Genomic DNA, 25269 nt, shown 5'->3' with positions numbered 1-25269 from the left:
GCGAAGTAATTGTGAAGGGCTTTGGTAGATTGCCGTGACAAACGTCACGGATAAACATGATTCTTTGCGTGTTAAGTCAAATTGCAGTGCTTAGATCACAAATAACACTGTATTTTTTTGCATTAATAAATATGTCTTTTTTCCCAAGATAACATGGGTCTAGCGCTCTCATATCTCAATATATTGCATATACTTATCCAATAACCTTTACTCATAATGCCGAGATGGCATGTTCAAGGAAATTATCATGACTTCAATCCAAAGAAGAACGAAAATCGTGACAACCTTAGGTCCATCAACCGACGAAGAAGGGATGCTTGAAGCGATCATTCAAGCCGGAGCCAATGTTGTTCGTATGAACTTTTCTCATGGTTCAGCCGATGAACATATCCAACGCGCCATTAAGATACGTAATATCGCAGCTCAACAAGGGACCCACGTCGCCATTCTTGGGGATTTACAAGGGCCCAAAATTCGTATTTCAACCTTCAAGGAACAAAAGATACACCTCAAAGTTGGTGATGCATTCGTTCTCGACAGTGATTTACCCGCTGGAGAGGGCAGTCAAAGCGCTGTTGGCCTTGACTACAAAGCTCTGCCTAAAGATGTCTCCGCAGGAGACATCTTACTGCTCGATGATGGAAGAGTGCAGCTCCAAATCACGAAAGTCTCAGGCAATCAGGTCATCACTCAAGTCCTCATTGGTGGCCCCTTATCCAATAACAAGGGCATCAATAAAAAAGGCGGCGGCTTATCGGCTGATGCGCTCACCGAAAAAGACAAAAGCGACATTAAAATTGCTGCACAAATCAAAGTAGACTATCTCGCCGTTTCCTTTCCTCGTAATGGGGAAGACATGAAGTATGCCCGCCGCTTAGCTCGGGACGCAGGCTTGGAGGCAAAACTAGTCGCCAAGGTCGAGCGCGCTGAAACCGTCGCAAGCGACGAGAACATTGATGACATCATTCTCGCATCCGACTCGGTAATGGTAGCTCGCGGTGACTTAGGCGTCGAAATTGGCGACCCGGAATTAATCGGTGTACAGAAACAATTGATCAGAAGAGCCAGAAGCCTCAATAGAACTGTGATTACCGCGACCCAGATGATGGAGTCGATGATGGAAAACCCGATGCCTACCCGAGCGGAAGTTATGGACGTTGCCAACGCCGTCTTAGATGGGACAGACGCAGTGATGCTGTCAGGCGAAACCGCAGCGGGTAAATACCCGCTGGAAACCGTACGTTCAATGGCGGAAGTGTGCCTTGGGGCGGAGAAAATGTCAGCAATCAACCGTTCCAACTACCGTATGGACACCGTTTTTCACACCAGTGAAGAAACCATTTCCATGTCAACTATGTTCGCCGCAAATCACATGAAAGGCGTCAAAGGCATTATTACGCTGACAGAATCAGGCCGCACTGCGCTGATGGTGTCACGTCTGAGTTCCGGGTTACCTATTTTCGCGTTGTCACGCAATGAAGGTACGCTCAACCACATCGCCCTTTATCGCGGGGTCTTTCCCGTTTATTTCGACTCAAAAGGCGATTCGGGGTTAACCACGGCGCAAGCCGCGGTCGAGTGCTTAAAAAACAAGGGGCTAGTCGACAAAGGCGATATCGTCATTACCACTCAAGGTGACATGATGGATGTCGTCGGATCTACCAACTGTATGAGAATACTCTGCGCGTGATCCGAACCTCTAATTATGCCAATCAAAAAGCCCTCTGGCTTCCCAAGTGGTTACTTAGAAACCACTTGGGAAAACATTTCTACAAACCGGAAACCCGAATCCAGACCCATTTGATAATCATGGAGTAACGATTCACGATCACTCATCAAAGGACTAGAAAGCAAAGGCTTTTCCGGTTTTATCTGGATAATAAAACAATCATCAGGCGGGTTATGCAAAAAGTCTTGTGTCAGGGAGTAGGTCTGAAAATGGACCATCAACATATCGGCTAACCCAGAATCAAACTTTTCCCCAAGCAAGTAACTGAGACGATAAATGTCATCAGCACCAAACAACCAACGCCCTCCGTTGAGAGAGTCTGCTTTTGCGTGCGTCATTTTCTCTTCTTTAGAACGTTGCAGTTGCTCGGTAACAAAAGCTCCCCAGTCAGATTTCCATTGCGTCAATCGTTGTTGCCACTGCTCCTGCAGCCCGTTAAAGGAATCTCGATACCATTGAACTGGAGGTTCAGCCATAGCTTCCTCGGGGGGAATTTCTACCTCATCACCTTCGGTTCTTATCACGACAATACACCGAGCTTCTTTGCGCCACGCTTCTTGTACCGGAATAGAGGCCGACACTCCCCCATCGACGTACGAGCCTTGTTCGAACTCAATAGCTTGATTATAAAGTCTGGGAATAGCGCAGGTGGCGATTAACACCTTTTTCCAATCTTGTTGCAGCATGGGTAAATAGTGGTCAAATAAGCGTGCCGTATCTGTCACTGCCGCAAAGGCCTGTCGATTGGCCAGCACCCGACGCCCGGTCTTAATATCAAGCTGATAGGGAGCAGCACTGATTTTATCTAGTGCCCAATCGATGCCGAGATATTGTTTGCGACGGATATAGCGAAATAGATTGAAAAACTGAGGATCCGTGGTCAAATCAAGAATAAATGAGCGTCCGATACCTTGCTGACGACAAAGGTAACCACATAAATTTAAGGCACCTGCCGAAGTCCCATAAAACGTATGGAAGGGATCAAAATTAGACAGCAAGAAGGCATCCAAAACACCAGAAGTAAAAATACCTCTCTGCCCACCACCCTGAGCCACCAAAGCATTCTTACCACCCGTATACTGGGCTAGGCGTTGAGTATCCAATTGGACAACAGCGTTGGTGACAACACCGCTATTCGCCATCAGTCTGCTCCTATGCTGACGTGATGGCGACGACACCAAAACCAATCAGAACGGTCAACACAGTGATCGCGATCGCCAACGCATATTTAAATTCATGTTCCATAGCACTCTCCTCTATAACAAATTAATAACATCGATGTGAGATATCTTCAATTATTCCTCTTTTTTAGTGTGTAATTATGGTGTTACCATCACAGTTAACCGACACGAGAGCGAGACGACACAAGACCTATTCCATATTCACATCACTGGCTGGAACTGCCAACCTCTGCTTGATAAATTGTTAAAAATGTTAATAATTCGATCTAATTTCAGTCATACCCGCTACAGGCTAAGAAAGATTTATATTTTAAAATTTCAACAAATACAAAGACACCAGACTAAATAATTATAAATTAGCAATGCTTATCACTAAAAATTAATGATAAATACAATTTTAAAACCATATGACAACCATCCATTTACCAATACAATCTATTGATTTAAACCGTATTAGTAGTTAGTCTTTGCCTAAGCGCAGCTGATTATTTCAGTTTGAGCAGACACACATTCCAATATAAAGAATAAAAAACTGATATAAAGCCTAATCTACAGTGTAATAAACCATAAAATAGTTAAACAAAGAGAATTAAACACTAGTTCATTCATTGACAACTGTGTCATCTTTGTAACGAGTTAACGCTCAGACTGCCGTTCAGTCTGAGTCACACTACTAGATAACTTTACTCTCAGTGTACAGACTGACAGGAGTCATTTATGAAACGAGAACAATGGGGATCCCGCGCTGGGTTTATCTTAGCCGCAGTGGGGTCAGCTATCGGCTTAGGGAACATCTGGCGTTTCCCTTATATGGCCTATGAAAATGGCGGTGGCGCCTTCTTTATCCCTTACCTTTTTGCCATGCTGACCGCCGGTATCCCTTTTATGATCCTAGAATTCAGTATGGGTCAGAAGTATCGAGGAAGTGCACCACGAACTCTGTCTAAGATTCACTCAAAGTTTGAATGGCTTGGGTGGTTTCAGGTCGGTGTCGCGGCCGTGATCGCCGTGTATTACGTCGCCGTGATTGGCTGGGCCATTTCCTATTTTGGTCTGTCCTTCAACCAAGGTTGGGGAACCGATACCAATGCCTTTTTCTTCAGTGAATACCTTAATTTAGGTGACAATTCACCAACCAATTTAGGCAGCATTCAGTGGAAGATTGCATTCGCAATGCTACTCGCTTGGGCTATCACGTATGCTGCGATTGTCGGTGGGGTTAAAGCCGGCATCGAACGCGCCTCAAAGATCATGATGCCCATTCTGTTTATCATGGTGCTGCTGCTGATTGGCCGAATGGTATTTCTCCCAGGCGCACTTGATGGTGTCAACTACATGTTCGAGCCTGACTTTAGCAAAATCTGGGATGTTAAAGTCTGGGCAGCAGCTTATGGGCAAATTTTCTTTACCTTGAGTATCGGTTTCGCCATCATGCTGGCTTACTCCAGTTATCTGCCTGAAAAATCAGATATTACTAATAATGCTTTTATGACGGTGCTGATTAACTGCGGCTTCTCAATTTTAGCCGGCATTATGATCTTTTCAGTACTGGGTTATATGGCTCAGGAACAAAGCAAACCGATCACTGAAGTGGTTTCGGCAGGTGTCGGGCTTGCCTTTGTAACACTTCCAGCTGCAATCAATTTATTGCCTGCGCCATACATCCTTGGTCCTTTATTTTTCTTTGCCTTGGTTGTCGCTGGTTTAAGTTCACATATTTCCATTATGGAAGCCGTCACGTCCGCCATTATCGATAAACTTCATTGGAGCCGTAAAAAAGCAGCCAGTGTTGTTGTCGGTGTCGGCGTGGTCGTCTCGATGGCTTTCGCCACCAATGGCGGCCTACTACTGCTAGACTTAGTCGATCATTTCGCCAACAACGTTGGAATCATGGTGGGCGGCTTTGTCGAAATTATGTTGATGGCATGGTTGCTCAATAAAGTGGGCGATGTACGTCAATATGTCAATGACATCTCCGACTTCTCGATCGGCACTTGGTTTATTGCTTGCCTACGTTTTGTTACGCCGATAATGCTGGCAATTATTCTAGCAACCAAGCTCCACGCCCTATTCACGGAAGGTTACGGCGGTTACGATTTAACTTTAGGCTGGGCGATGATCGCTGGCTTATTTATCATTGGTGTATTGATCAACGCCACTCACCGTAAGGAGTCCAAATAATGACAACAGGCGCAATAATAATGATGGTACTGGGTTTGGGCATTACTTGGGGAGGTGCTGCAATATGCATCAAAAAAGCGATGAATAAACAAGAGTGATAGGCCAAAAATAAACAAGCCGGCCATCTAGGCCGGCTTTTTATGCGTTCAAAATGTGTACTTAACGCCGACAGCCGCCCCAATTTTCAATTCAGGGCCACTATAGAGATCCAGTTGCGGTTGAATTTCCCCATACGCATCCCAGTCGTGACCTAAATTCCAGTTCAGGCCTAGCGGAACCCGTGCGCCAAATTCATCATGATCCCATTCGCTCCAAGCACCGGCACCCACGTACCAGTGAATAGGCAAGTCGTCTCGCCACTCTCCGCTTGCCAGAATATAGTCAAAGGCAATGCCATCATTCCCTAGGGTCGCTCGATACTGGTCATCCCATTCAATCACCGCACTGAGTCCTTGATCAAGGGCCATGCCAACTGAAAGGTGATTTGACTCCATCCCCTCACACATGCCCGCGACACTGACAGGCAGCAACATCGCAGCAACAACGCTATTAATCAATACTCTCTTTGTCATGACTCATCTCTGCAATCTTTAAACGGCGTAAGATCATAATCAAGCGCCTTTCCCAGATGTCAGTCCCAAGTCAAACTCGGTAAGGATTGAGACAGTTCCTAAGCCACAACGGTATACCCACTCACACTGACTGAGTGTTCAGTTGGGAAAAATCTATGACTCTATCGGCCATTTGCATCGTCTCCTCTCGATGAGCAAACATAATTCTCGTCATAGAAAGGCCAGAAATATTACCGTCAACACGTTGTATCGTCGCACCATCTAGATGACGAGTCGACTCATCAAGGCAAAGCACTTGGCAAATAAAGTCTTTGTCGCTGTCCTCCGGAAAATACGTTACCCATATCTCCGACCAGAGAGTGGTAGTCCATCGCAGCTGTATAATGTCTGCTGAATGGCTGTATTCCGAATGATCCGCCCCAGCAGTTTTGAACACCGAGTTCAGTGAGTACAATCACTAACGAGGTGAACAATGACAACGACAAAAACTGGAATTAAACATTCCCCTTGAATTTAATGCAAAAGCCCTAAAGCTAGCAGATAAAGTGGGAGTTGCTGTGGCAGCCAGACCGCTCGGGTTACGACGAATCCCAGATCTACAGAAAGGCACCTGCTATGCTTCAGCGTCGCCCGCATGGCTAAGGTTTTTGGGGTATACCGAAGTAGGGTTTTATTACTGGCTTGAGCCTCGCCACAAGACCATCCAGCGCGAGGCTACTCACCAAGAACTTGATACAAAGTTCAAAAGAGGCTTTTGACCACAGTAAAGGCCGAGATGGTGCAAGGCGTACCCAGAAAGAGCTGGCGGAAAACGGTGATAGCCATAATGTAAAAACCATTGCCGCGAGTATGAAACGTCAGGGATTAGTTGCGAAAGCCGCACGCAAATTCAAGTGTACGACGGACAGCAAGCATAAGATAAAAGTTGAAGCGACCCAATATGAGCCGATAGTGACGAGAGACCAGATGCGCCAAACGATGTTTGAGTACATAGGGGTTGATTGTGATCGGACAAGACCGCACAGGGCTCTTGGGTATCTAAGCCCAGTTAACTTTGAACAACAAAATGTCGCTTAATGTGGTGCCCTGTCTTGCTGGAGCAGATCATGTCGAGATAAGTTCACGACTTACCACAAGCATATCTGTCTTGAAAACTCATCAAGCCAGCAAACTCAGTTACCGGCTTGATGAGAAACAGTGATTGATTAAGCTTGATGCCAAGGTGGTTTATTGTAGACGTACAGTTGCAACCCCGAATAAACCGGGTAAAGTCCAAGGGATGCAAAGGTAAGCACAACCTTACGCGCCTCTTTCCTTAAGTATTGGCTCAGGCAAGGGGTATCAGAGGTCGTATACTCAGGTACCGCTAACATATATTTGGCCAAAGACCGTCCAATGAGGCGATAACATATCGAGCAATACGATAAGTAAACACCAATATAAGACAGCATTAAGAACACGATCAAAGCTAAAATCAGTGGCAAAGCGACGTCATCATTCAACGAAAACTTCTGTTCCATTGTGTTCATGACGTCATAAGTGAAAAAGGCCAGAACAGACACAATCACCTGAGTAAACATTTTGGCGATTAATAGATCAACCAAAAACGCACCTGTTCTACGAAACTTCTCACTAACACTCATCACTTACCTAATAAAGCATTGATTTGCGCTTTGTAACCGGCAGCTTCTGCACCATATATAGCCTGAATGCCGCTATCGCCTACTTTAACTAAGCCTTTCGCACCCAGCTCACCCGTCCAGTAATCATTACCTTTAACTTGGTTACCATCTTTGACGGTGATCCGTAGACGAGTGATACAAGCGTCTACGTCAACAATGTTGTCTGCACCGCCAAGCGCTTCAATCATCTGCTGTGCTTGTTCGTTATTATCATCCTTAGACGCGTGGTAATCTTGCTTCGATACCACAGCCACAGCACTGCCTTTACGGCCAGGTGTCTTAACATCGAATTTCAGGATGTACCAACGGAACACAAAGAAGTAAATGAACGCATAAGCAATACCCACTAGCGGGATATAGAACCAGTTGTTTTCCGCACCAGTCAGGCCAGGAAGCATACCGAACAAAGTAAAGTCAATAAAGCCGCCACTAAATGTCATGCCCACTTTAACGTTAAGCATATCCATAAGCATGAACGACAAACCTGCTAACGGCACATGTATCGCATAATAAAGAGCAGGAGATAAGAACAAGAATGTAAATTCAATCGGCTCTGTAATACCCGTTAGGAACGCAGTCAAAGCAACAGAAAATAACAAACCACCTGCCGCTTTTTTATTCTTGTCATCCGCCAATGAGTACATGGCGTAAGCAGCCGCTGGTAAACCAAACATCATGAATGGGAACTTACCAGTCATAAAGTTTGTCGATGTAAACTGCGAGAAATCGCCAGTTGCCAATGAAGCAAAGAATATATTCTGAGTACCTTTGATCAATTCACCCGCAACTTCCGCTGTACCACCAATCTCTGTCTGCCACAGAGGGAGATAGAAGACATGGTGCAGGCCAACAGGAATAAGAGAACGTTCAATAACACCAAAAATAAGAGAGGCAATGTAGCCGTGGCCGCCCGCTGTCATTTGACCAAGAGCTTCACCAATCGCGCCAAATGCTGCACCAAAAAATGGCCAGATAAAGGTCAGCACGATACCGTAAAACAAAGCAGCAAAGGCACTAATGATAGGAACAAAACGTGCTCCACCGAAGAAACCCAAATAATCTGGCAGTTTGACGTCGTGGTACTTGTTATGTAAAACAACGGTAATCGCACCGGCAATCAGGCCACCAAATACACCCATGCTTAAGGTATTAGAAATCCCTAGGATGTCTGCCAATACCCCTGGGTATTCACTGCCCATTAGGACAACCGTATTGGTGTCCAAATTGATCATATTTGCCACAATCAATGTTTTTGCGATCGCAACGTTCATAACCAAATAAGAAATTAATGCGGCTAATGCGGCTGCACCTTTCTCAGCTCTTGCGAAGCCCACCGCTATCGCCAAAGCAAACATTACGGGTAAGTTGGCAAAAACGATACCGCCTGCCGCCGTCATTACCTGAAGAAAGCTATTTAATACACTTCCGTCCTGAAGCATACCAATATCGTATGCTTCGATCATCGTTGGGTTTGTAAAACTGCCACCAATACCCAACATGATACCCGCAGCAGGCAACAATGCTATGGGTAACATAATGGCTTGAGAAAGTTTACTAAAGAAACCTTTCATACATTTATGCTCCTGATTAAATTATAAGAATTGTTGGGTACTAACGGCACACCCCCGTAGCCTAAAGGTTAGCACCCGAAGAAAATGTAACCACATCTGTCATTATATTTTCCGGCTCTAAATATATATTGATGGTGAACAAACTTTCTAGCTGGTTAAAGGATTTAGTTGCAAACTACTAGCTAGATCACAATCCAAAACCGGCAAATTTAAACACAAAACTCAATATATACCTATGATACTTAAGAAGTTATCATTGATGCCAATTAATTTTGAAGGGTAAATAAATTAAATGGGATTGTTATTTTACGTAACAAATTTATTCAATTGGAAATTTCATCACTATCGGTCAATAAAGCCACTACCCCGACCATAACCCAGCGTATCACATGACCAATAAGCCAAAAAAAAAGGCCAAAGCCCCTTTTTTATCCAAAACTATTTTTTCATCTAAAAAAAAGATCTCGGTAGTTTTTCGTTGTTTCTTGGCCAATTTCACTGATCGACAGACCTTTAAGTTGAGCGATGTACGCAGCAACCTCAACAACATAAGCGGGCTGGTTTTGCTGACCTCGGTAGGGAACCGGTGCAAGGTAAGGCGAGTCTGTTTCTATCAGCAATCGGTCTAACGGCAACGCTTTGACGACTTGTTTCAGCTCGGTCGCTTGCTTGAAGGTCACTATCCCAGAAATGGAAATATAAAACCCGAGTTCCATCGCCGCTTGGGCAAAAGGCAAGTCCTCGGTAAAACAGTGGATCACCCCACCACACTTATCCGCTCCACCGCTGCGCAAAATACTCAATGTATCTTGTCGAGCATGACGTGTGTGAATGATCAGTGGTTTGTTCAGCTTAACGGCCAATTCCACTTGCTGAACGAACCTTAGCTTTTGTAGCTCCGCTGTCTCGGGTTTGTAATGGTAATCCAATCCGGTTTCACCGATGGCGACCACTTTCGGGTGTGAGGCGTACTCGTGTAAGCGATCTAACGCAAATTCACTTTCAACATCTAACGGGTGAACGCCGCAGGAGGCATGAATGTTGTCAAAGGGCTCGATCATTTTCACCATAGCGGGAAACGCATCAAGTGTCACTCCAACAGACAGCAGCTCACTAACATTGACCGATTGTGCTTTAGCAACCACGTCTTGAATGCCCGAATGCAAGTTTTGATAATCCAATTTATCCAAATGGCAATGTGAGTCTACAAACATGTTTCCTCGTCAAATTTTATTAACCAATCTAAGATGAGAAGCTCAGTGTTTAAGCCTGAATGCTCCGTTAACTGTTCTATTAGACGGCTCAAGCGTTCACTCTGCTGATAGAGTACATCATAGCTTAACTTTGCGGCAAGCTCCTTTGCACGAGGGGTAGAGAAAGACTGCTCAATACCAAAATGGACTTTTTGCGCATCCGTCATGAGATACCACAGCCATTTAAGATACTCGGTCGGCTCACCGGCCAATTGCTTGGCAAACGCAGCATAATTCCCCTTCTGAGCGGCGACGGCGAGCATCTCAGATTCTATTTGATGATATTTTTCCATACTGCCTGCATCAAAAAATTGCTGAGTTTTGACCGGCGCATTATTGTGAATATGAGCGACATAAGCGGGTATGGATGAGCCTGTCTGACCATTGAGCCACACCGTTAACGCCTCGGCACTCGGTGACGCAACATGCCACTGTTGGCACCGGCTTGTGATGGTTGGCAAAAGTTGATGAGGCCGATGACTCACCAATAGAAACATACAAGTTTGGGCCGGCTCTTCGAGTGTTTTCAGTAGGGCATTCGCCGCAGACTCATTCATCGATTCAGCCGGTTCAATCACAAACAGTCTCACCCCCGATAGCTGTGAGGACTCTTGGGCCAAGCGATTGCATTGTCGAATTTGCTCAACCGTGATCGCCTTACCCACTTTTTCAGGTTCAATTCTGTGAAAATCAGGGTGTGTGTGGGATAACATCAATTGGCAGCTATGGCAAAATCCACACGCTTCACTGGTGTAGTTACGGCACATCACCGCACGGCTGAAGCGCTCAACTAACTGCTCAGCGCCCAAACCCTCATCGGCGCAAAGCAAGGCCGAATTGGAAAAGCGCTCTGAATCCAGACCGAGTTGCCACTCCTGCCACAGGTGCTCTAACCAAGGATAAAGTCTGTCCATGGTTAGATTTCCAGCCATAGGTTCAATGCCTGTCTGATATCGTGAGCCACACTCTCTATACTTTGCTCAGCATCAATCACCACCACACGGTGATCGGCTTGCGCGAGTGCTAGATAACGAGTACGCGTACGCTCGAAAAAACCAATATCCATTTTTTCAATCCGATCCAGATCACCGCGTCCACGGGCTCGCTCAAGCCCGATACGCGGATCAATATCTAAGTAGATCGTCAAGTCCGGCGTGAAATCTCCCAGCGTCGTTTGCTTGAGGGTTTCCATTGTATGCTGAGCGATTTGGCGCCCCCCTCCCTGATAGGCCTGAGAGGACATATCGTGACGATCACCCACCACCCAGCGACCGTCATTGAGAGCGGGCTTAATTATATTTTCGACCAGTTGAACTCGGGCGGCGTACATCAACAGAAGCTCGGTCATATCTTGGAGATCTTCATCGGGGTGATCTTGTTTTACCAAAACACGTAACTGCTCGGCAAGCCCTGTACCACCGGGCTCACGAGTCTGTTGTATATCACAAATACCTGCCTGCTGAAGCGTCTCTAGCACCGTGTTAATCGCGGTACTTTTACCGGCCCCTTCTAGGCCCTCGATAACGATAAATTTGGCGTTTGTCATTGGCTACTTCTTAATTTTTTTAGATAGGCGCGCACTGCGCGGTTATGCTCATTCAGCGACTTGGAAAAAACGTGTCCACCTGTACCACTGGCAACAAAGTAGAGATAACGACTTTGTTCTGGATTCAAAGCCGCGACAATAGATGCCTCCCCTGGCATTGCAATAGGAGTGGGAGGCAGACCAAAAATCACATAAGTATTGTAGGGTGTTGGGGTACGGAGATCTTTTTTACGAATATTACCGTCATATTCCTCACCCATCCCATAAATAACAGTGGGGTCGGTCTGCAAACGCATTCGCTTATTGAGTCGATTAACAAATACTGAAGAAATTCGGCTCCGCTCAGTCTCAACGGCGGTTTCTTTTTCTATGATGGAAGCAAGGATCAGGGCGTCATAATGGTTTTTTAACGGCAGGTTGTCTTGGCGTTGCTGCCATTGCTCATCAATGATGTTCTTTAGCTTCTTGGCGGCGCGAGCAAGAATATCAAGATCAGATGTCCCCATCGTATAGTGGTAGGTCTCCGCCAGAAACAATCCTTCCAGTCTGTCGTACTCAAGCCCAAGATTTTTGGCAATTTTTTGCTCGCTCATCCCGTCAATTGTGTGCTCAAGATACGGAGAGTTTTGCAATGCTTCACGCCATTCAGCGAACGTCGAACCCTCCACGAACGTGATCGCAAACTGATGCTCTTTACCCGTTTTAAACAGGGCTAATGTTTGATTTAAGTTCAGCTCTGGCGTCAGTAAATACGTCCCTGCTTTGACTTGCGTCAGCTGAGGATAAAAATACCCGACTAACTTAGACAAACTATTAGCTTCAATCAACTGTTTTTGCGTCAAGTCAGCAAGCAGATGATGAAAGCTCATACCAGACTCAAGGGTATAGATTTCTTGTTGTTCAAGCTGCAAAGGTTGAGCAATATATTGATCGATAGTACGAGTAACGTACCCATATCCGACCGCAAGTACCAAGGCGATAAATGCCAGAAAAAAAGTGACTTTCTTAATCACGGATTGACTCTCTCCTGAATTGATTTTGTTGTCGTCCCTATTGGAAAGCTGCGCCCGCCAATACGCGTTATCGGCGCAACGCCCAAAATAGAATTTGAAATAAACACCTCATCTGCGCGTTTGACATGATCAAGTGTATAGTTGCCAGAGGCTACGTCATATCCGGACTCTGAGAGTATATCAATAACGACCCGACGCATAACCCCTGAAACACCAGATCGTTTAAGCTCTGGCGTATAAACCTGATCAGCTTTGAGCCAAAACACATTCGCCATCGTAGTTTCAATTACATGCCCATCCACATCGAGAGAAAGCCCATCCATGAAACCAGCTTTGTCCATTTCTGCTTTCAGCAACACTTGCTCAAGACGATTATTGTGTTTATGGCCTGCCAACATCGGATTGATGCCGAGACGCTTGTCACACACACCCAACACCATGCCCTGTTTCTGCCACTGAGCATAATGATCGGGGTATTGGAAGGCACTAATAGTAACATTGGGTAAGGTCACTTGAGTAGGGCTATATCCGCGCCCGCCAACCCCACGGCTGACATGGAGCTTTAATCCAGATACTGGCGCATCAATGATCGCCGACTCAAGCCAAGTCTCGATAATCTGCCAATCAGGTAATCTAATGTCGAGAGCCTGTAAGCAAGACTCCATACGTAACCGGTGTTTATCCCAATGCTGAATAACCCCGCTTTCAACCCGCATAGTCGTAAAGCCACCATCGCCATACTGAAACGAGCGATCTGTCAGAGAGATGGAATCTGTGAGCTGTCCATTAACCCAGTGCATAATAATAGCTCCAAATAAAAAACGGCTTAATGCCAATGCATTAAGCCGTTTTATCACAAATCGATCAGCGACTCTTTAGATTCTTTTGAAAACCAAAGAACCGTTGGTACCACCAAAACCAAATGAGTTGCAGATAGCGTATTCTGAATCAATAAGTTGAGATGTGTGTGGTACAAGGTCGATATCACCGAGGTCTTCGTCACGATTATCGAGATTGATCGTCGGTGGCACTCTCTGGTCAATCAGCGACATAATGGTAATGATCGCTTCAACCGAGCCAGCCGCACCAAGCAGGTGCCCCGTCATCGACTTCGTTGAAGAAACTTTGACTTGCTTAGTCCCCTCTTCACCCAAAGCGCGCCGGATACCTTTCACTTCGGCAACATCACCTGCTGGCGTTGAAGTTCCATGGGCATTAACATAGCCAACCTGAGTGCCCGTGATCCCAGCATCGCGCATCGCCGCTTCCATCGCTAACGCGCCACCAGAGCCATCTTCACTCGGAGAGGTCATATGATACGCGTCTCCAGACATGCCAAAACCGACCAGCTCAGCATAGATCTTAGCGCCACGGGCTTTAGCTTGCTCGTATTCTTCAAGTACAATAATACCTGCACCATCGCCGAGAACAAAGCCATCTCTGTCTTTATCCCAAGGACGCGAGGCTTTTTGCGGTTCATCATTGCGAGTCGATAGCGCTTTAGCTGCACCAAACCCTGCCATACCAAGCGGTGTGGATGCTTTTTCAGCACCGCCAGCGACCATCGCATCTGCATCGCCGTAGGCAATCATGCGTGCTGCATGACCAATGTTATGTAAACCCGTTGTACACGCCGTCGATATTGCGATATTAGGACCACGCAGACCACGCATAATAGATAAGTTTCCTGCCACCATATTCACTATGGTTGACGGAACGAAGAAAGGACTGACCTTGCGAGGGCCTTTTTCGACCAATGCCGTGTGACCAGATTCAATAAGATCTAATCCACCAATGCCTGATCCGATGGCAACACCAACACGTGGCGCATTTTCTTCGTTAATTTGTAAGCCAGAGTCATCTAAAGCTTGAATACCTGCTGCAACGCCGTATTGGATAAACAAATCCATTTTACGTGCTTCTTTTTTAGTCATGTATTCAGTGCAGTCAAAATCTTTGACTAGGCCTGCAAAGCGAGTTGAGAAGTTTTCAGTATCAAAGTGCTCGATATCTACGATACCACTTTGACCGTCTAGCAGGGCATTCCAGGATGATTGAACAGTGTTGCCTACCGGTGACAACATACCCATGCCAGTGACAACAACACGACGCTTGGACACGATTTTATTCTCCGGGATTGAAGTGATTCTATGAAAGGTATAGAAGTGTTAAAAAGAACACAGGCGGCCGGAAGGCCGCCTGGGAAAGACATTACTTCGCGCTGTTCACGTAATCGATAGCAGCTTGAACAGTAGTGATCTTCTCAGCTTCTTCATCTGGAATCTCAGTGTCAAATTCTTCTTCTAGAGCCATTACTAGTTCAACAGTGTCTAGAGAATCAGCACCTAGATCGTCAACGAAAGAAGCTTCGTTTTTAACTTCTGCTTCGTCTACACCTAGCTGTTCAACAATGATTTTCTTTACGCGTTCTTCGATGTTGCTCATTTTTTCTTTTCCTTTACAGATTTCGCTCAATGCGATGGTTCCGTAGTTTATTCGAACTACTGAAAGTTGCAAGGGGGTCCTTGCTGGTCAAACCACAATTTTCGCGATTTTAACCGAAATTCAATACATTTTGCACTTATATCATGCACAAATCTTGCGCACATCAATACTGGTCGTCATCAACTATAGGCTATTTCTGTGACAGCAAATAAACCGAATCGTTCAAACATAGGCATTAAACCATATACATGCCACCATTTACATGGAGAGTTTCACCAGTAATGTACGCCGCTTCGGGAGAAGCGAGGAACGCAACAGCCGCTGCAATTTCACGTGGATCGCCCAGACGACCGGACGGCACGTTCGCTAATGTGGCCGCTCGCTGCTCGTCATTCAGGGCCTTAGTCATATCTGTCTCAATAAAACCAGGAGCAACTGTGTTAACTGTCACACCTCGAGACGCGACTTCACGAGCCATAGATTTTGTGAAACCAATCACACCAGCTTTCGCTGCGGCGTAGTTAGTTTGCCCAGCATTACCCATGGTGCCCACCACAGAGCCCACGTTGATGATGCGACCTGCGCGCTTTTTCATCATGCCGCGCAACACGGCTTTAGACATTCTAAAGATAGGCGTCAAATTGGTATCGATAATATCGTTCCACTCATCATCTTTCATGCGCATCAGCAGATTATCACGAGTAATACCTGCATTGTTCACCAGAATATCGATTGCACCAAACTGATCGTTAATGTTTTTCAGAGTTGCTTCAATTGATTCGATATCCGTCACGTTTAAAGCCATGCCCTGACCATTCGTACCCAAATAGTCACTGATGGCCGACGCCCCGCCTTCTGAGGTTGCGGTACCGATAACAGTGGCGCCACGCTCGACTAAAAGCTCGGCGATCGCGCGTCCAATACCGCGGCTAGCACCTGTGACTAAGGCAATCTTACCTTCTAGATTCATCATCTTATCTATTCCTCTAACTCGTCAATGACTTAGCGGCATCTAGTGAGGCAGTATCGTTGACTGCCGCGCCGCTGAGTGTTTTAACAATACGCTTAGTCAGGCCAGTCAATACTTTACCAGGGCCCAATTCAAACAATCTTTCCACACCTTGCTCATTCATCAACTGAACCGTTTCTGTCCAGCGAACTGGACTATGAAGCTGTCGAACCAAGGCGCTTTTTATTTTGGCTGGATCGATTTCAGGCATGACATCAACGTTATTAATAACGGGCAACGCAGGCATATTAAACTCTATATCCTGCAAAGCAATCGCCAGCTTATCCGCAGCAGGCTTCATCAATGCACAGTGTGACGGGACAGAGACAGGTAAAGGAAGCGCACGCTTAGCTCCTGCTTCTTTACAGAGAGCACCGGCTCGTTCAACCGCTTCCTTACTGCCCGCGATCACCACCTGACCAGGTGAATTAAAGTTAACAGGTGAGACCACCTCCCCCTGAGCCGCCATCTCACAAGCTTGAGCAATCGCTTGATCATCAAGACCAATAATGGCATACATCGCCCCCGTGCCTGCCGGAACTGCTTCTTGCATTAGCTGACCGCGCAATTCAACCAGTTTAATCGCTTGCTGAAAATCAATCACACCCGCGCAGACGAGTGCCGAATATTCGCCAAGACTGTGGCCTGCCAAGTGAGAAGGTTGCTCTAAGCCGAGATCTTGCCATACGCGCCAAATCGCCACGGACGCCGCCAGTAACGCTGGCTGAGTACGAAATGTCTGATTTAGGTCCTCCGCAGGACCGTTTTGTATCAAGGCCCATAGGTCATAGCCTAGTACCTCTGACGCTTGGTCAAATGTTTGTTTTACTGATTCATATTGTTCGCCAAGTTCCGCAAGCATACCGATAGCTTGTGAGCCCTGACCAGGAAATACGATCGCAAAATTGCTCATTCTCTTGTCCTTAAAACAAAGTTGAAAATGAAAGATACCTAGGTAGGTATCTTAATATTTGAAGCTCAATATTAGATTTAAAACTTAACCAGAGCCGAGCCCCAAGTAAAGCCGCCGCCAAACGCTTCTAGCAATAGTGTCTGACCACGCTTAATTCTGCCATCCCGCACGGCTTCATCCAGCGCAGTCGGAACCGTGGCGGCTGAAGTGTTACCATGCCTATCTAGAGTAAGAACGACTTGGTCTAACGACATCGATAACTTTTTCGCCGTTGCAGAGATAATGCGGTAGTTGGCTTGATGTGGCACCAACCAGTCGAGTTCCGACTTATGCATATTATTCGCTGCCAGCGTATCTTTGACTAGTTTGGACAACTGAGTGACCGCCACTTTGAAGACTTCATTGCCGGCCATATGCAGCCATTTGTCAGCATCTTTGCCACGTTCAGGGACTTCAAGACTGAGCAAATCACCAAAGCGGCCATCCGAGTAAAGGTGAGTGGACAAAATACCCGGCTCTTTACTCGCACCAACAACGACGGCGCCTGCGCCATCGCCGAATAAAATAATCGTCGAGCGATCGGTTGGATCACACGTTTTCGACAGGGTATCAGCGCCCACAACTAATACATTTTTACACATGCCCGTTTTGATGTGCTGGTCAGCAACAGATAACGCGTAAACAAAACCAGAGCAGGCCGCTCCGATATCAAATGCCGGACACCCTCGAATATCGAGTTTAGCTTGGATCTGACAAGCCGATGATGGGAACGTATGGCTGCTGCTAGTCGTTGCAACAATAATCAGATCAATTTCACTGTTCTCAATGCCCGCCATTTCAATGGCGTTTTTTGCAGCAAGGTAGCCCATATCCGCGACAGTTTCATTTTCGGCTGCGATGCGACGCTCTTTGATCCCAGTGCGAGTCACTATCCACTCATCACTTGTGTCTACCATTTTTTCTAAATCTGCGTTGGTACGCACCTTTGATGGCAGGTAGCTGCCAGTACCTAAAATTTTGCTATACATGAAGACTATCAATGCCTCTCGAGTAAAACCGCTTGCAAACGATCGCTTATACGGCTGGGTACTTGTCGTTTGACCTCATGCAGTGCCTCACCAATGGCATTAGTGACGGCGTCTACATCCGCACTTCCGTGACTTTTTATGACAATGCCGCGCAATCCTAGCAAACTTGCGCCATTATACTGGTCGGGGTTCAGTGTTTTTAGCTCATTAAACAGCCCAGAAAACAATTTTCTTGCGAGCCAACCCTTTATAGATGAGGTCATCATGCTTGATTTCAATTTTTTAATGAATAACTGTGCGGTGCCTTCGCAAGCTTTTAAGCACACATTACCGACAAAACCGTCACAAACCACTACATCTGCTGCATCGTGTAAAATCTGATTTCCTTCGACATAACCCACAAAATTCAGCGAATCTGTCTGGGAAAGTATGTCAGCGCAGCCTTTAATGACCTCATTGCCTTTGCTCGCTTCCGCACCAATATTCAAAAGGGCCACTCTCGGGGCACGATCAAGATATTGTTCCGCCAGTGCGCTGCCCATGAGAGCAAATTGGAATAACGACTGGGCATCACTGGAAACGTTCGCCCCTAAATCTAACATCCAAGTACGTCCGCCTTCCGCGGTCGGCAGAGCCGTGACTAATGCTGGTCTAGTGATTCCGGGAAGCAACTTCAACCTCACCAAAGAGAGCGCCATCAGCGCTCCCGTATTCCCCCCACTGACACAGGCATCAGCCTGACCTTGGGCCACTGCATCAATAATAGCGCCCATAGAGGTTCCTTGACCATGACGCAGCGCCATTGACGGTTTGTCGGAATCTAAAATGACTTTATCAGTGTGTACAATGCACAGTCGCTCATCGGGTTGATGACCGAGGGAAAGAAGCTGAGTGGTGATCGCAGTTTGATCACCTGTGAGGATCACGTTCAGTTCAGGGAAATGCGACAGTGCCTGCACGACGGCAGGCACTGTGACGCGAGGACCACGGTCCCCGCCCATTGCATCAACTGCAACGGTAATCGTTTGCAAAGGTCAACCTTACTTGTTGATGACCTTTTTGCCACGGTAGTAACCTTCAGCAGTTACGTTGTGACGCAGGTGAGTTTCACCTGAAGTTGCGTCTACAGAAAGTGCAGCTGTAGATAGGGCATCGTGTGAACGACGCATACCACGCTTAGAACGTGACTTTTTGCTCTTTTGTACGGCCATGACCCTACTCCTATGTAAGTTCTTAAAGAATTACTTCTTTAAGTTTTTCAAAACATCGAATGGATTCGGCTTTTCTTCCACAATTTCTTCTGGAATCTCACCAAACACCATGTTATCTGAATCAACGCTACAATCCGCTTCATCATGCATTGCTATTTGAGGCAAGTTAAGAATGAACTCGTCTTCAACTAACTGTATCAGGTCCAATTCACCGTACTCGTTCAGATCTACCAAATCGTACTCTTCCGGTGCGTCTTCTTCACTTTGTTCGCTATAGTATGGCGTATAAGTGAAGTTAACTTCGCATTTATGTGCGAAAACCTCGTTACAGCGTTGACACTCTAAATCAACTTCGATGTTAGCTTTACCAGAGATAACAACAAGTCGCTGTTCATCTAATTCAAATGACAATGACACTTGAGCGTCGCGTTTAACGCCTTCAACCGATTCGAATAAGCGCTTAAAGAGGCTAACTTGAATGAAACCATCGAAGTCAAGACGCTTTTGAGCTGCTCGGGCCGGATCGACCGTTCGCGGTATTTTTACCTTTTGCATAGGGCGCGGATTCTATCTCCCAATTCGTTTTGAGTCAAAGAAAAAGGACAATAAATTGTACTTTTTTTCCTACTCCTGTTATGTGCTGGGATTACTAGGTCAAGATCTATTATGCTAATAAGACTCTAGCAACCACTGTAATAAATGATGCCAAATCACCAACTTATTTTAGCTTCGACGTCACCATACCGTGCACAGCTTCTCGACAAGCTCGCGCTACCATTCGTGACCATCTCACCCAAATGTGATGAAACACCCCTTCAAGGCGAAACACCGATCGAGTTAGTCACGCGCTTGGCACGCACTAAAGCCGAATCCTGTCGCAGCGATGTCCCAAGTCTGGTCATCGGAAGCGATCAAGTGTGCGTCATTGAGGGTGAGATCATAGGTAAACCTCACACTCGTGAAAACGCGATACAACAACTCACCCAACAAAGTGGCCAAGCCATTCAATTTTTTACCGGATTAGCGGTTTTCAATAGTGAAACGGAGAAAACTCACGTCAGTGTCGACACCTTTACCGTCCATTTTCGAACATTGTCGCGTCAGCAAATCGAACACTACATAGATATAGAACAACCTTTATATTGTGCTGGCAGCTTCAAAAGCGAAGGTTTAGGGATCGCTCTGTTTGAAAAACTCGAAGGCAAAGACCCTAATGCCTTGATAGGTTTGCCCCTGATTGATCTCGTTACCTTACTTGAAGCACAAGGAATGCATGTGCTCTGATGGTGAGCTGACCACTGGCCCACCAAAGGAAACCAAAACGGTTTCCTTTTATTCGACGACTTAACCCGTTAACGCACGCAACCCTTCAAGCGCGCTTTCAAGCTTATGATCCATGGGTGCACTGATCTCAACCTTTTCATCATTCAAGGGATGTTTAAATTGGATATTCGCAGCATGTAAGAATAACCTGTCGAGGCCGACTGTCGCCGTGTATGCATCAAATCGGCGGTCACCATAGCGATCGTCCCATGCAATAGGGTGCCCTGAGTATTGAGTATGGACGCGAATTTGGTGGGTACGACCAGTGATCGGGCTGGCTTGCACCAACGTCGCATTGACAAATTTTTCTATAATTTTAAAGCGTGTTTCAGACGGTTTTCCTTGCGGATTGACCCGAACGATACTATTCACTTCATTTTTTAACAAAGGGGCGTTCACCTGCTTACACCGACTTTTCCACTCCCCCATCACCAGCGCGAAGTAATATTTTTTTACTGTTTTCTCGCGAAACTGTGCCTGAAGGTGTCGGAGCGCCGAACGCTTTTTCGCCACCAAAAGAATACCCGAGGTGTCGCGGTCAATACGATGCACCAGTTCAAGAAAACGCGCGTCTGGCCGCAACGCGCGCAAGGCTTCAATCGCGCCAAACTTGAGCCCGCTCCCGCCATGAACCGCTGTACCTGAAGGTTTGTTGAGAATAAGCAAATGCTCATCCTCAAAGATGATTCTATGCTCAAGCTCAGCCACCTTGTTGAGTTTGGTACTCACCACAGTGGGTTGTGCCTGTTCTTCAATCGTCACCGGAGGAATGCGGACCACATCACCCGCCTTCAACTTGTATTCTGCTTTGATCCGCTTTTTATTCACACGGACTTCACCCTTACGTAAGATCCGATAAACCATACTTTTGGGGATACTTTTCAGTTGGTTGCGCAGAAAGTTATCAATACGCTGACCCGCCATGTCGTCGTCAATATCGACAAACTGGACTTTTGTTCTCATTTCACTCATTTGGCCATTGTAGCACTCTAGCCTGCTTAGGTTCACGTTTTCTCGACAAGAACTTGGCAAATTTATCTTATATGCATCGTTTTCTGCTGGCCTACGATTAAAAAAACATCATCTCAATTGGTAATTTTCATATAGTGCAAAATAAACGCTTTTATTACAAATGGTTAGAAAAATAAAAAATGAGTTTTTTGGCGTTTTATAATAAAGCAGATTGCTGAGTTTAATGGGTACTGCTATAGTTCACATCTGCAATAGATGATTAGGCTTCATTTTACACAAACCTAAACATTTTGAAGCAAAACACTGAGTAGCTCGCTAATTTACCAAAATGCCGCATACGGCGTAAGACATTTTCATAATTAGTACCGCTTGTTGCCCTACTCATGACTCTTTCATGTTGAGTGTTATCCGCCATTAAGCGGCTTACAAGCCCAATCGTTTGTAAGACTGAAGTGCCCACAGAGCATCCCTCCAGCCGGGAGGCTGCAAACATATAGCCATGGGATCCGGCACCGTGAAAGAAAGAAAGGCAACAAGGTCAAAACATAAAGAATGACAACGAGATTTATCAATGAAAAGAATGTTAATCAACGCCACTCAAAAAGAAGAGTTGCGTGTTGCTTTGGTTGATGGTCAACGCTTATACGATTTAGACATCGAAAGCCCTGGCCACGAATCCAAAAAAGCGAATATCTATAAAGGACGTATCACCCGTATTGAACCAAGTCTGGAGGCCGCCTTCGTCGACTATGGTGCAGAACGACATGGATTCCTTCCTCTTAAAGAAATCGCCCGTGAATACTTCCCGCAAGGTTACACTTATCAAGGTCGACCGAGTATCAAGGAAGTCTTGACTGAAGGTCAAGAAGTCATCGTGCAAATTGAGAAAGAAGAACGAGGCAGCAAAGGCGCTGCCTTGACCACTTTCATTTCTCTTGCGGGTAGCTACCTTGTTCTAATGCCAAATAACCCTCGTGCAGGTGGCATTTCGCGTCGTATCGAAGGTGACGAACGGACCCAACTGAAAGCCGCCTTAAACACACTTGAGTTACCGCAGGGGATGGGCTTAATTGTTCGCACCGCGGGTGTGGGGAAAAGTGCAGAAGAGCTCAAGTGGGACCTGAATGTTCTACTTAAGTATTGGGGCTCTATCAAAGAGGTCTCTAAATCAAGCCCGGCACCGCTTCTGATCCATCAGGAGAGCAACGTCATCAAACGTGCTATCCGTGATTATCTGCGTCCGGACATTGGTGAGATCATCATCGATAGCAACACTATCCACGAACAAGCGCTGGAGCATATTAGCCTTGTCCGTCCTGATTTTGCCGATCGCGTGACCAAACATGATCGTGAAGTGCCCCTGTTTAGCCATTATCAAATTGAAACTCAGATAGCGTCAGCCTTCCTACGTGAAGTCAGTCTGCCATCGGGGGGATCAATCGTCATCGATCCGACGGAAGCTCTCACATCAATTGATATTAACTCAGCCCGCGCAACGAAAGGCAGTGACATTGAGGAAACCGCCCTCAATACCAACCTAGAAGCCGCCGATGAGATTGCTCGTCAACTTCGCTTGCGAGATCTGGGTGGCCTCGTCGTGATTGACTTTATCGACATGACGCCGGTTCGTCATCAACGAGAAGTTGAGAACCGCTTGCGTGATGCTGTACGTCTCGACAGAGCTCGCGTCCAGATCGGTCGCATTTCTCGCTTTGGTTTGCTAGAAATGTCACGCCAGCGTTTGAGCCCTTCATTAGCTGAAGCAAGTCATCACATCTGCCCTCGCTGTACAGGGACCGGCGTGGTTCGAGATAACGAATCACTGGCTCTCTCTGTACTTCGTCTGCTTGAAGAAGAAGCACTAAAAGACAACACAGCCCAAGTACTGGCTGTCGTACCTGTGCCGATTGCCTCGTACCTGCTTAATGAGAAACGTCGTTCGGTCAATCATATCGAGCGCATTCAAGATGTTAAGATCACCATTGTTCCGAACTCGGATATGGAAACACCGCACTTTGACGTTCATCGTTTCCGCGAAGGTGAGCAGATCGATCTGCTGTCTTACCTCATGCCGAGCAAACTCGAAGCGATTAAAGAAACAGAAGGCCGCGAAGTCAGCGAGTCTGATGTCAAACCAAAGAAAATCGAAGAGCCAGCTCTGAAGGGCTTCTCTGCTCCAACGCAATCTGCTCCTGAGGTTAAATCAACGCCTAAAGCATCTCCGAGTCACGTTCCGACAGGTGAGGAAAAACCGGGATTGTTTAAGCGTTTGTTTAACGCAGTCAGTGCCCTACTAGCGGGTCCTGAAAACGTAGAGAAAAAAGTCGAAGCTAAGCCAGACGAGAATCGTTCAAAAGAAGGCCAGCGTAATCCACGTAACCGTCGTAATCGAAACGATCAACGTCGTCGTAGCCCTCGCGACAATCGTGAAGACAAGCGCGATAATCGCAGTGACAATCGTGAAGATAAGCGTGATAACAAGCGTAAGAAACCTCAGCACGAACGTGATGAAGCAAGCTCTCAAGCTAACAGCACTCATGAGCGTAAGCCCAAGCAAGAGCGTAAAGCTAAGCATGAGCGCCGCAGCAAACATGATGATGCTAAAGCGAGTAAAGTGGTTGAAGAAGGCATCAAACTTGCGCAAGAAGCACAAAAAGATGACGCACAGCCCAACCACCGTGCCGAAGAAAAGACCATCAAAGTCAAAGAACGTCGTCAGCGCCGCAAACTGAACAGCAAGATCCGCGTTAAAGATCAGAAAGCGCAGGCTGACTCAGCAGAAGAAGCGAAACAACTGCAAGCTAAAGCGGCCGCGGATGCGAGTGAAGTGTCTGCAGAACCAGCGTCCGTTATTGAAGACGATGAACAGCCAAAGCAACGTCGTAACCGCCGTTCACCGCGTCATTTGCGTGCAAGCGGCCAACGTCGTCGTCGCGGTCGTGATCGTCGTCCTAACCCTTTCCGTCTGCGTAAAGGTGGGGTGGCATCACCTGAAATGGCGATGGGTAAAGTCATGCCAAGCTACGGCATCATTGCGCAAGAGTCAAAGCCGGAGTCGACACCAGCAGATCAGGAAGCAGCAAAGGCGCCACTTGATGGTTTTGCTTGCCCTGAAATGGCCATGGGTAAAGTCATTATCCACAACACGCCACAGGAACAAGTCCAGATCGCTGAAACGACGGCTATTGAACACACGGCCGAACCTATGCAATCCCCAACAATCGACGTCGCTGCACCTACATCGATTGAAGTTCTGGAGAAAGTGGACATCGCTCCGCAACCAACCAGCTCTGAGATTGTGGTTCCTGAAACCTTGATCGGAGGCCATGCCTCCGCCCCCATGGCGAAGGCACCAGGCACAACCGAGCTGAAAGAAATTACGGTTGTCGCCGCACCTCTACGCGAAGAACGTTACCTTCCAAAAGGCGCCGGCAGTCAGGTTGCCCGAACCAAGGCCAGTGCTGATATGACCAAACCTCAGAGTTTCTAGGTCATAACACCAACAAATATCTAGCCCCTTAATTGGGGCTTTTTTTTACAATCGACTGCCTCATCCGCCAAAGCCACCTATTTGTCACAAATATTAGTCAACCTTTGCATCATTGTTGAACTTAATCACAGTTTTAGGTAGCATTCGCCG

General features: G+C 46.5%; 25 protein-coding genes and 1 pseudogene. 6 read left to right on the top strand and 20 right to left on the bottom strand.

The window, feature by feature from the left end:
• Nucleotides 1-247: 247 nt before the first annotated feature.
• Entirely contained in the window at nt 248-1690 is a 1443-nt protein-coding gene (gene pyk / locus HLM86_RS01810) for a pyruvate kinase (RefSeq protein ID WP_170882109.1), read from the top strand.
• 50 nt (nt 1691-1740) lie between these two features.
• On the opposite strand, the gene HLM86_RS01805 is transcribed toward pyk, so the two are convergent.
• A complete protein-coding gene (locus HLM86_RS01805; protein ID WP_076585203.1) occupies nt 1741-2871 on the bottom strand; it encodes a patatin-like phospholipase family protein in 1131 nt (376 codons plus the stop codon).
• A 10-nt stretch (nt 2872-2881) separates the two neighbouring features.
• Entirely contained in the window at nt 2882-2974 is a 93-nt protein-coding gene (gene cydH / locus HLM86_RS01800; protein ID WP_143678094.1) for a cytochrome bd-I oxidase subunit CydH, read from the bottom strand.
• Nucleotides 2975-3627: 653 nt separating this feature from the next.
• Here cydH and HLM86_RS01795 point away from each other — a divergent pair.
• The gene (locus tag HLM86_RS01795; RefSeq protein WP_076585205.1) at nt 3628-5091 is read left to right on the top strand and encodes a sodium-dependent transporter; all 1464 of its coding nucleotides are present in this window, start codon (nt 3628-3630) and stop codon (nt 5089-5091) included.
• Entirely contained in the window at nt 5091-5189 is a 99-nt protein-coding gene (locus HLM86_RS01790) for a MetS family NSS transporter small subunit (RefSeq protein ID WP_143678096.1), read from the top strand. Before HLM86_RS01795 ends, HLM86_RS01790 begins: the two co-directional genes overlap by 1 nt.
• A 48-nt stretch (nt 5190-5237) precedes the next feature.
• Here the strand turns inward: HLM86_RS01790 and HLM86_RS01785 are convergent, their stop codons facing one another.
• Together HLM86_RS01785 and HLM86_RS01780 are read right to left on the bottom strand one after the other, a co-directional pair.
• Nucleotides 5238-5624: a hypothetical protein gene (locus HLM86_RS01785; RefSeq protein ID WP_390225203.1), complete on the bottom strand. Its 387-nt coding sequence runs from the start codon at nt 5622-5624 to the stop codon at nt 5238-5240.
• Between the two features lie 160 nt (nt 5625-5784).
• A complete protein-coding gene (locus HLM86_RS01780; protein ID WP_076585209.1) occupies nt 5785-6099 on the bottom strand; it encodes a P-loop NTPase family protein in 315 nt (104 codons plus the stop codon).
• 36 nt (nt 6100-6135) lie between these two features.
• Here HLM86_RS01780 and HLM86_RS01775 point away from each other — a divergent pair.
• Nucleotides 6136-6740: pseudogene (locus HLM86_RS01775) on the top strand (IS3 family transposase).
• A gap of 128 nt (nt 6741-6868) precedes the next feature.
• On the opposite strand, the gene HLM86_RS01770 reads toward HLM86_RS01775, so the two are convergent.
• From HLM86_RS01770 to yceD, 15 genes are all read right to left on the bottom strand, one after another.
• Complete coding sequence (locus HLM86_RS01770; RefSeq protein ID WP_076585211.1) at nt 6869-7306, bottom strand: hypothetical protein; 438 nt, start codon at nt 7304-7306, stop codon at nt 6869-6871.
• Nucleotides 7306-8916: a PTS transporter subunit EIIC gene (locus tag HLM86_RS01765; RefSeq protein WP_076585213.1), complete on the bottom strand. Its 1611-nt coding sequence runs from the start codon at nt 8914-8916 to the stop codon at nt 7306-7308. The genes HLM86_RS01770 and HLM86_RS01765 overlap by 1 nt, the downstream gene beginning before the upstream one ends.
• A gap of 446 nt (nt 8917-9362) precedes the next feature.
• Nucleotides 9363-10130 (bottom strand): TatD family hydrolase, encoded by a 768-nt coding sequence (locus HLM86_RS01760; RefSeq protein ID WP_076585215.1) that lies wholly within the window; start codon nt 10128-10130, stop codon nt 9363-9365.
• A complete protein-coding gene (gene holB / locus HLM86_RS01755) occupies nt 10121-11083 on the bottom strand; it encodes a DNA polymerase III subunit delta' (protein WP_076585217.1) in 963 nt (320 codons plus the stop codon). The genes HLM86_RS01760 and holB overlap by 10 nt, the downstream gene beginning before the upstream one ends.
• A gap of 2 nt (nt 11084-11085) precedes the next feature.
• On the bottom strand, nt 11086-11715 hold the full coding sequence (tmk, locus tag HLM86_RS01750; protein ID WP_076585220.1) for a dTMP kinase: 630 nt from the start codon (nt 11713-11715) through the stop codon (nt 11086-11088).
• Entirely contained in the window at nt 11712-12728 is a 1017-nt protein-coding gene (mltG, locus tag HLM86_RS01745; protein WP_076585222.1) for an endolytic transglycosylase MltG, read from the bottom strand. Before mltG ends, tmk begins: the two co-directional genes overlap by 4 nt.
• The gene (pabC, locus tag HLM86_RS01740) at nt 12725-13528 is read right to left on the bottom strand and encodes an aminodeoxychorismate lyase (protein ID WP_170882110.1); all 804 of its coding nucleotides are present in this window, start codon (nt 13526-13528) and stop codon (nt 12725-12727) included. The genes mltG and pabC overlap by 4 nt, the downstream gene beginning before the upstream one ends.
• 75 nt (nt 13529-13603) lie before the next feature.
• Nucleotides 13604-14848, bottom strand: a complete 1245-nt coding sequence (fabF, locus tag HLM86_RS01735) for a beta-ketoacyl-ACP synthase II (RefSeq protein WP_076585227.1) — start codon at nt 14846-14848, stop codon at nt 13604-13606.
• Between the two features lie 91 nt (nt 14849-14939).
• Complete coding sequence (gene acpP, locus HLM86_RS01730) at nt 14940-15173, bottom strand: acyl carrier protein (RefSeq protein WP_076585229.1); 234 nt, start codon at nt 15171-15173, stop codon at nt 14940-14942.
• A gap of 235 nt (nt 15174-15408) precedes the next feature.
• Nucleotides 15409-16143 (bottom strand): 3-oxoacyl-ACP reductase FabG, encoded by a 735-nt coding sequence (fabG, locus tag HLM86_RS01725; protein ID WP_076585971.1) that lies wholly within the window; start codon nt 16141-16143, stop codon nt 15409-15411.
• 16 nt (nt 16144-16159) lie between these two features.
• Nucleotides 16160-17095, bottom strand: coding sequence for an ACP S-malonyltransferase (gene fabD / locus HLM86_RS01720; protein WP_170882111.1), 936 nt, complete (start codon nt 17093-17095; stop codon nt 16160-16162).
• A gap of 77 nt (nt 17096-17172) precedes the next feature.
• Entirely contained in the window at nt 17173-18123 is a 951-nt protein-coding gene (locus HLM86_RS01715) for a beta-ketoacyl-ACP synthase III (RefSeq protein ID WP_076585234.1), read from the bottom strand.
• Nucleotides 18124-18131: 8 nt separating this feature from the next.
• A complete protein-coding gene (gene plsX / locus HLM86_RS01710) occupies nt 18132-19154 on the bottom strand; it encodes a phosphate acyltransferase PlsX (protein WP_076585236.1) in 1023 nt (340 codons plus the stop codon).
• A 9-nt stretch (nt 19155-19163) separates the two neighbouring features.
• Complete coding sequence (gene rpmF / locus HLM86_RS01705; protein ID WP_006959289.1) at nt 19164-19334, bottom strand: 50S ribosomal protein L32; 171 nt, start codon at nt 19332-19334, stop codon at nt 19164-19166.
• A gap of 30 nt (nt 19335-19364) precedes the next feature.
• The gene (gene yceD, locus HLM86_RS01700) at nt 19365-19889 is read right to left on the bottom strand and encodes a 23S rRNA accumulation protein YceD (RefSeq protein ID WP_076585238.1); all 525 of its coding nucleotides are present in this window, start codon (nt 19887-19889) and stop codon (nt 19365-19367) included.
• Nucleotides 19890-20036: 147 nt separating this feature from the next.
• On the opposite strand from yceD, the gene HLM86_RS01695 reads away from it, so the two are divergent.
• Entirely contained in the window at nt 20037-20618 is a 582-nt protein-coding gene (locus tag HLM86_RS01695; RefSeq protein ID WP_076585973.1) for a Maf family protein, read from the top strand.
• A gap of 60 nt (nt 20619-20678) precedes the next feature.
• Here the strand turns inward: HLM86_RS01695 and rluC are convergent, their stop codons facing one another.
• The gene (gene rluC / locus HLM86_RS01690) at nt 20679-21629 is read right to left on the bottom strand and encodes a 23S rRNA pseudouridine(955/2504/2580) synthase RluC (RefSeq protein WP_076585240.1); all 951 of its coding nucleotides are present in this window, start codon (nt 21627-21629) and stop codon (nt 20679-20681) included.
• Between the two features lie 571 nt (nt 21630-22200).
• Here rluC and rne point away from each other — a divergent pair.
• Nucleotides 22201-25119, top strand: coding sequence for a ribonuclease E (rne, locus tag HLM86_RS01685; protein ID WP_076585242.1), 2919 nt, complete (start codon nt 22201-22203; stop codon nt 25117-25119).
• The last annotated feature ends 150 nt before the right edge of the window (nt 25120-25269 follow it).

Source organism: Vibrio ostreicida, from assembly GCF_013074385.2.
GTDB lineage: Bacteria > Pseudomonadota > Gammaproteobacteria > Enterobacterales > Vibrionaceae > Vibrio > Vibrio ostreicida.
The sequence above is the reverse complement of the archived record's forward strand: the minus strand, read 5'-3'. Positions and strand labels throughout refer to the sequence as shown.

Bases quoted from the DNA above. Each gene is read 5' to 3' on its own strand.
- pyk (WP_170882109.1), top strand. From the start codon at position 248: ATGACTTCAATCCAAAGAAGAACGAAAATCGTGACAACCTTAGGTCCA.
- HLM86_RS01805 (WP_076585203.1), bottom strand. From the start codon at position 2,871: ATGGCGAATAGCGGTGTTGTCACCAACGCTGTTGTCCAATTGGATACT.
- cydH (WP_143678094.1), bottom strand. From the start codon at position 2,974: ATGGAACATGAATTTAAATATGCGTTGGCGATCGCGATCACTGTGTTG.
- HLM86_RS01795 (WP_076585205.1), top strand. From the start codon at position 3,628: ATGAAACGAGAACAATGGGGATCCCGCGCTGGGTTTATCTTAGCCGCA.
- HLM86_RS01790 (WP_143678096.1), top strand. From the start codon at position 5,091: ATGACAACAGGCGCAATAATAATGATGGTACTGGGTTTGGGCATTACT.
- HLM86_RS01785 (WP_390225203.1), bottom strand. From the start codon at position 5,624: ATGTTGCTGCCTGTCAGTGTCGCGGGCATGTGTGAGGGGATGGAGTCA.
- HLM86_RS01770 (WP_076585211.1), bottom strand. From the start codon at position 7,306: ATGAGTGTTAGTGAGAAGTTTCGTAGAACAGGTGCGTTTTTGGTTGAT.
- HLM86_RS01765 (WP_076585213.1), bottom strand. From the start codon at position 8,916: ATGAAAGGTTTCTTTAGTAAACTTTCTCAAGCCATTATGTTACCCATA.
- HLM86_RS01760 (WP_076585215.1), bottom strand. From the start codon at position 10,130: ATGTTTGTAGACTCACATTGCCATTTGGATAAATTGGATTATCAAAAC.
- holB (WP_076585217.1), bottom strand. From the start codon at position 11,083: ATGGACAGACTTTATCCTTGGTTAGAGCACCTGTGGCAGGAGTGGCAA.
- tmk (WP_076585220.1), bottom strand. From the start codon at position 11,715: ATGACAAACGCCAAATTTATCGTTATCGAGGGCCTAGAAGGGGCCGGT.
- pabC (WP_170882110.1), bottom strand. From the start codon at position 13,528: ATGCACTGGGTTAATGGACAGCTCACAGATTCCATCTCTCTGACAGAT.
- acpP (WP_076585229.1), bottom strand. From the start codon at position 15,173: ATGAGCAACATCGAAGAACGCGTAAAGAAAATCATTGTTGAACAGCTA.
- fabG (WP_076585971.1), bottom strand. From the start codon at position 16,143: ATGAATCTAGAAGGTAAGATTGCCTTAGTCACAGGTGCTAGCCGCGGT.
- fabD (WP_170882111.1), bottom strand. From the start codon at position 17,095: ATGAGCAATTTTGCGATCGTATTTCCTGGTCAGGGCTCACAAGCTATC.
- HLM86_RS01715 (WP_076585234.1), bottom strand. From the start codon at position 18,123: ATGTATAGCAAAATTTTAGGTACTGGCAGCTACCTGCCATCAAAGGTG.
- rpmF (WP_006959289.1), bottom strand. From the start codon at position 19,334: ATGGCCGTACAAAAGAGCAAAAAGTCACGTTCTAAGCGTGGTATGCGT.
- yceD (WP_076585238.1), bottom strand. From the start codon at position 19,889: ATGCAAAAGGTAAAAATACCGCGAACGGTCGATCCGGCCCGAGCAGCT.
- HLM86_RS01695 (WP_076585973.1), top strand. From the start codon at position 20,037: ATGCCAAATCACCAACTTATTTTAGCTTCGACGTCACCATACCGTGCA.
- rluC (WP_076585240.1), bottom strand. From the start codon at position 21,629: ATGAGTGAAATGAGAACAAAAGTCCAGTTTGTCGATATTGACGACGAC.
- rne (WP_076585242.1), top strand. From the start codon at position 22,201: ATGAAAAGAATGTTAATCAACGCCACTCAAAAAGAAGAGTTGCGTGTT.